The sequence below is a fragment of the Streptomyces sp. S3(2020) genome, assembly GCF_013044505.1.
In the GTDB taxonomy this organism is placed as follows: domain Bacteria; phylum Actinomycetota; class Actinomycetes; order Streptomycetales; family Streptomycetaceae; genus Streptomyces.
In genome coordinates this window covers 1-5,120 of the sequence record NZ_JABERD010000376.1, presented here as the reverse complement: position 1 = coordinate 5,120, position 5,120 = coordinate 1, and the positions used below count along the sequence as shown (strand labels likewise).

The window sequence follows — 5,120 nt, the reverse complement described above, 5'->3', positions numbered from 1 at the left end:
GTCGGCGGCGTTCTGCAGGTCGGGCGCAGCCGCGGCGCCGTGCGGCTGTGGTGGCGCGGGTCGGCGGGGCGGGCCTGCGGAGCGCTGCGGGGCTGGGCGGTGCCCGGCGCCAGTGCGCGGATGCGGTGCGGCGGTGTGCAGGAGCTCGCGGGCGCGGGGCTGGCGGTGGGGGAGGGCGATGAAGGGCGGGCGGTGAGGGCGCGCAGCACGAGCCCCGCGGCGGCGAGCTCGGTGAGACGGTCGGACAGCATCCGTTCGCTGATGCCGGGAATCGCCCGGCGCAGGTCGACGAAGTAGGCCGGTCCCGGGGTCAGGACGGCCACGATCGGCCCGGTCCAGCGCTTTCCCAGCAGCTGGAAGACACGGGTGATCCCGTTGTCCACCTGCTTGCACGCCTCTGTGCCGTGACTCTCCTCGACCGTCATGCCCTTCAGGGTACTGCGCTCACGTATGGGGATGAAAAAAAGTAAGTTCCTGTGTTATCAATAGTCGAGTACGAATTATTAGCCACGCACTGCTCCTCAGGAGATCCCCATGGCCACCCTGCTGCACATCGACTCCTCCGTGTTCCCCCACGGCGCCTCCTCGTCCCGCTCCGTCACGGACGCCTTCCGCAGGACCTGGGAGGAGCAGCACCCCGAGGGCACGGTGATCTACCGCGACCTCGCCACGAACCCCGTGCCGCACATCACCGCCGACGCCCACACCGCCGGCTTCTCCGATCCGGCCACGCACACCGCCGAGCAGGCCGCCGCCTTCGACGCGCGCGTGCGGCTGATCGAGGAGCTGGAGGGGGCGGACGCCGTGCTGATCGGCGCCCCGATGTACAACTTCGCGATCCCCTCGACCCTCAAGGCCTGGCTGGACAACGTGATGCTCGTGGGCCGCACCTTCATGGCGGAGGACTCGAAGATCACCGGCACCCCGGTCACCGTCGTCGCCAGCCGCGGCGGCTCCTACGCTCCGGGTACTCCGCGCGAGGGCTTCGAGTACGTGCAGAACTACCTGCGGGCGGTCCTCGGCGACTCCCTCGCCCTGGACGTCGACTTCATCGTCCCGGAGCTGACCATGGCCCCGCAGAACCCGGCGATGACCGAGCTGATCCCCCTCTACGAGGCCTCCCGCGCGCGTGCCCACCAGGACGCCGAGACCAGGGCGAAGCACCTCGCCCAGAACCTCGCCGCGTAAGCCTCCGGCCGGGACCACACGGTGTGATTGTCCTCACGGCCCGCAGCGCACAGCGGACGGCGCCGCAGCACTCGACAGGCAGCCTCACAGCACACGGCAGGCGGCGCCGGAGGACAACGCAAAAGCCCCGTAGGTCTGAGACCTACGGGGCTTTCAGCTGTGCGCGAGGGGGGAGTTGAACCCCCACGCCCTTTCGGGCACTGGAACCTGAATCCAGCGCGTCTGCCTATTCCGCCACCCGCGCATTGGGTGTGTCTTCGGGCTGTTTCCCCTTGGGGTTGGCGCCTTCCGACATCCAGAACATTAGCACGCGGGCAGGGGTGGGTTCACATCCCTTGTCGAGGGGCAGCCGCTCATCAGGGCCGTAGAGATCCCGCACCAACCCACCGTCCTTCCGGCTACGTATCAACACGTGTCTGTTCACGTATCAACCTCGTACCGGTACCGCCCGTCTCCCCAGGAGCCGGTCGGGGTCCACAGTCAGGTGCGGGACACTTGTCTGCGGCCGCCTCTACGATCCTTGGACAGGAGGAGTCGGCCGGGGGAGTTCGAAGAGGAGCTCCACAGGGAACTTCGGAGGCGTCGACACCCGTCGACGAGGCCGACAGGGGGAACCAGCCGATTGACCGGCGCGTGGATACGATCAGTAAGCAGTACCAGGTAAGGCAGTACCCGCTCTGCGGGGTGCAGGACGGCAGCAGCTACGGAGGAGGTGCCCCATGGGAGTCCTGAAGAAGTTCGAGCAGCGCCTCGAAGGTCTGGTCAACGGCACCTTCGCCAAGGTGTTCAAGTCCGAGGTACAGCCCGTGGAGATCGCGGGAGCACTCCAGCGCGAGTGCGACAACAACGCGACGATCTGGAACCGCGACCGCACGGTCGTCCCCAACGACTTCATCGTGGAGTTGAGCACACCGGACTTCGAGCGCCTGAGCCCGTACTCCGGCCAGCTCGGCGACGAGCTCGCCGGCATGGTGCGCGACTACGCCAAGCAGCAGCGCTACACCTTCATGGGCCCCATCAAGGTCCATCTGGAGAAGGCCGACGACCTCGACACCGGCCTGTACCGGGTGCGCAGCCGCACACTCGCCTCCTCCACCAACCAGCAGGCCCCCGGTGCCGCCGCCCCGGCCGGCCGGCCCGCGGCCCCCGGCGGCTACGGCTCCGCGGCTCCCGCCGGAGCCCCGGGCGCCCCGCCCATGCCGGCCGCGCCGCCGCCCGGCGGCCGCCCCGGCGGCTACGGATACCCGCAGCCCGTGAGCGGTCAGCGGCCCCCGGTCGCACCCGCTCCGGCAGCCGCGGCAGGCGGACGTGCCCGCCACTGGATCGAGATCAACGGCGCCCGCCATCAGATCTCCCGCGCGACGCTGGTGCTGGGCCGCAGCACCGAGGCCGACGTGCGGATCGACGACCCCGGCGTCTCCCGCCGGCACTGTGAGATCCGGACCGGAACGCCCTCGACCGTCCAGGATCTCGGATCCACCAACGGCATCGTGGTGGACGGACAGCACACCACCCGCGCTACGCTCCGCGACGGCTCGCGGATCGTCGTGGGCAACACCACCATCATTTACCGGCAAGCCGAAGGGTGAAGCGGGGGCAATGTCAGAGCTGACCCTCACGGTCATGCGGCTGGGTTTCCTGGCCGTACTGTGGCTGTTCGTGATCGTGGCCGTGCAGGTCATCCGCAGCGACCTGTTCGGTACGCGTGTCACCCAGCGCGGGGCCAGACGAGAGGCCGCCCGGCCGCAGCAGGCCCAGCGCCAACAGGCGCCCCCGCAGCAGCGCCAGCAGCCCTCGGCCGGCCGCCGGGGCCGTAACGCCCCCAGCAAGCTGGTCGTCAGCGAGGGCATCCTCACCGGCACCACCGTCGCGCTCCAGGGCCAGACCATCACGCTGGGCCGGGCGCACGACAGCACCATCGTGCTGGACGACGACTACGCCTCCAGCAGGCACGCCAGGATCTACCCGGACCGGGACGGCCAGTGGATCGTCGAGGACCTCGGGTCGACCAACGGCACCTATCTGGACCGGAGTCGGCTGACGACCCCCACACCGATTCCGCTGGGCGCGCCGATCCGCATCGGCAAGACCGTCATCGAGCTGCGGAAGTAGTGCTACATCATGAATAGGCGCGAGCGGAGCGAGCACACGGCGGCCGAAGGCCGCGGTGCGCTCCCGACCGGAGGGTGGGCACCGTGCGGATGTATCCGGAGCCGACGGGCGAGGTGCGCATGAGTCTGTCACTGCGCTTCGCCGCCGGATCGCACAAAGGCATGATCCGGGAGGGCAACGAGGACTCCGGATACGCCGGTCCCCGACTGCTCGCCATCGCCGACGGAATGGGCGGCGCCGCCGCCGGTGAGGTCGCCTCCTCCGAGGCCATCTCCACCATCGTCGCCCTCGACGACGACGTCCCCGGCTCCGACGTGCTCACCTCCCTCGGCACCGCCGTCCAGCGCGCCAACGACCAACTGCGCGCCCTGGTCGAGGAGGACCCGCAGCTGGAGGGCATGGGCACGACGCTCACGGCCCTCCTCTGGACCGGCCAGCGCCTGGGCCTCGTCCATGTCGGCGACTCGCGCGCGTACCTGCTCCGCGACGGCGTCCTCACCCAGATCACCCAGGACCACACCTGGGTGCAGCGCCTGGTCGACGAGGGCCGCATCACCGAGGAAGAGGCCACCACCCACCCGCAGCGCTCCCTGCTGATGCGCGCGCTGGGCAGCGGCGAACACGTCGAACCCGACCTCTCCATCCGCGAGGTCCGCGCCGGCGACCGCTACCTGATCTGCTCCGACGGCCTCTCCGGCGTCGTCTCCCACCAGACGCTCGAAGACACCCTCGCCAGCTACCAGGGCCCCCAGGAGACCGTGCAGGAGCTGATCCAGCTCGCCCTGCGCGGCGGCGGCCCCGACAACATCACGGTCATCGTCGCCGACGTACTGGACCTGGACACCGGAGACACCCTGGCCGGGCAGCTCTCCGACACCCCGGTCGTCGTCGGCGCGGTCGCCGAGAACCAGCAGCACCAACTGCACGACAACGGCATCATGCAGACCCCCGCGGGCCGCGCCTCCGGACTCGGCCGCCAGGTGCCCGGACAGGGCGGCGGCGGACAGTTCGGCCCGCCCGGCTCCGGCGACGTCACCGGCTTCATCCCCACCGACGGCTTCGGCGACTACAGCGACGAGGACTTCGTCAAGCCCCGCAAGGGCCGCAAGTGGCTGAAGAGATCCTTCTACGTCGCCCTCACACTCGCCGTCGTCGGCGGCGGCCTCTACGGCGGCTGGCGCTGGACCCAGACCCAGTACTACGTGGCCGCCAACGACGAGCACGTGGCGCTGTACCGGGGCATCAGCCAGGACCTGGCCTGGGTGTCGCTGTCGAAGGTGGAGAAGGACCACCCCGAGATCGAACTCAAGTACCTGCCGCCGTACCAGCAGAAGCTCGTCGAGGGCACCATCGCCGAAGGCGACCTCAAGACCGCCCAGAAGAAGATCGACGAACTCTCCCTGCAGGCGTCCGCGTGCAAGAAGCGCTCCGAGCAGCAGGCCGCCGAGAGCGAGCAGAACTCCAAGACCGGCGAGGGCGAGGCCGGAGGCACCACGGGAACCACCAAGACCTCCCTCACGTCCAAGGCCTCACCGACCCCGTCCACCACGACCTCACCGTCCCCGAACGCTTCCGCCTCCCCGACCGCGCCCACTCCCACCCCCGGCCCCCCCCTCTCGGCCGAAGAAAAGCAGCGCGTCGGGCATCGCGGTACGCCGTAGGCAAGCCGTGGGCGGCCCTGGCCCACCACGAGCATTACTCCCCACCCGTCCGCCCCCCACGCCCCCACTCCCGGCACACGACACCCACCACGCCGCCGCACCCCCGCCCCCGCCCTCCCTGCGGCCCCCACCGCACCCCCCACCGCCCCCCCAGCACCC

Annotated in this window: 4 protein-coding genes, 1 tRNA gene and 1 pseudogene; 4 read left to right on the top strand and 2 right to left on the bottom strand. The window is 70.1% G+C overall.

All coding sequences use genetic code 11. The features are described 5' to 3' along the window. Nucleotides 1–194: 194 nt before the first annotated feature. A pseudogene (locus HLK59_RS47965) lies at nt 195–425 on the bottom strand (helix-turn-helix domain-containing protein); the annotation flags it as partial. 109 nt (nt 426–534) lie between these two features. Here HLK59_RS47965 and HLK59_RS47960 point away from each other — a divergent pair. Further along, nucleotides 535–1,188, top strand: a complete 654-nt coding sequence (locus HLK59_RS47960) for an NAD(P)H-dependent oxidoreductase (protein WP_171147985.1) — start codon at nt 535–537, stop codon at nt 1,186–1,188. A gap of 160 nt (nt 1,189–1,348) precedes the next feature. Here HLK59_RS47960 and HLK59_RS47955 read toward each other — a convergent pair. Further along, nucleotides 1,349–1,432, bottom strand: a tRNA-Leu gene (locus HLK59_RS47955). A 475-nt stretch (nt 1,433–1,907) separates the two neighbouring features. On the opposite strand from HLK59_RS47955, the gene HLK59_RS47950 reads away from it, so the two are divergent. The 3 genes from HLK59_RS47950 to HLK59_RS47940 all read left to right on the top strand — a co-directional run bounded on the left by HLK59_RS47950 (nt 1,908) and on the right by HLK59_RS47940 (nt 4,961). Beyond that, nucleotides 1,908–2,777 (top strand): DUF3662 and FHA domain-containing protein, encoded by an 870-nt coding sequence (locus HLK59_RS47950; protein WP_171147984.1) that lies wholly within the window; start codon nt 1,908–1,910, stop codon nt 2,775–2,777. Between the two features lie 10 nt (nt 2,778–2,787). Next, nucleotides 2,788–3,300, top strand: coding sequence for an FHA domain-containing protein (locus HLK59_RS47945; RefSeq protein WP_171147983.1), 513 nt, complete (start codon nt 2,788–2,790; stop codon nt 3,298–3,300). Nucleotides 3,301–3,389: 89 nt separating this feature from the next. Beyond that, nucleotides 3,390–4,961 (top strand): Stp1/IreP family PP2C-type Ser/Thr phosphatase, encoded by a 1,572-nt coding sequence (locus tag HLK59_RS47940; protein ID WP_171147986.1) that lies wholly within the window; start codon nt 3,390–3,392, stop codon nt 4,959–4,961. Nucleotides 4,962–5,120 lie beyond the last annotated feature (159 nt).

Excerpts from the sequence above, each read along its gene's own strand:
- HLK59_RS47945 (WP_171147983.1), top strand. The coding sequence starts at position 2,788 with ATGTCAGAGCTGACCCTCACGGTCATGCGGCTGGGTTTCCTGGCCGTA.
- HLK59_RS47950 (WP_171147984.1), top strand. The coding sequence starts at position 1,908 with ATGGGAGTCCTGAAGAAGTTCGAGCAGCGCCTCGAAGGTCTGGTCAAC.
- HLK59_RS47940 (WP_171147986.1), top strand. The coding sequence starts at position 3,390 with ATGTATCCGGAGCCGACGGGCGAGGTGCGCATGAGTCTGTCACTGCGC.
- HLK59_RS47960 (WP_171147985.1), top strand. The coding sequence starts at position 535 with ATGGCCACCCTGCTGCACATCGACTCCTCCGTGTTCCCCCACGGCGCC.